1 pseudogene is annotated in these 466 nt (G+C 40.8%); it reads left to right on the forward strand.

Annotation, left to right across the window (positions count from 1 at the left end):
* Window positions 1-162 precede the first annotated feature (162 nt).
* Window positions 163-466 (forward strand): annotated as a pseudogene (gene pssA / locus AB4585_RS24235) (CDP-diacylglycerol--serine O-phosphatidyltransferase); the annotation flags it as partial.

Raw genomic sequence — 466 nt, forward strand, 5'->3', positions numbered from 1 at the left:
CTATATTTGCGCTACACTCAGACGGGAAAGCCACTAATTATAATGCAATATCACAGTTAACTAATTTCAAGATAATTGTTTACCAATTCATCTAGGCACTAAAGCTGCAAATTTGGTAAAATAACAGGCTAAATCAGCCCTTTACAGGACTCAATATTCACAATGGTTTTAGCTAAGAATGTCATCGATGGACTAGAAGCAGTTCCCGTTGATCCAAAAGACTTTAGAACACTTTATTCGGCTAAAGAGTTCAAAGCACAGCTATTAGAGCTTATCAAAACAGCCAAGAAGCGTATCTACATTGCCGCCTTGTATCTTGAGGACGACGAAGCAGGACGAGAGGTCTTTGGTGAGATCTACAAGGCAAAACAAGCTAATCCAGGATTAGATGTTCAGATCTGTGTAGATTGGCATAGAGCTCAACGCGGGCTGATAGGTGCTGAGTCATCTGATGGCAATGCTGCTA

Source organism: Vibrio sp. 10N.222.49.C9 (assembly GCF_041474985.1).
GTDB lineage: Bacteria > Pseudomonadota > Gammaproteobacteria > Enterobacterales > Vibrionaceae > Vibrio > Vibrio crassostreae_C.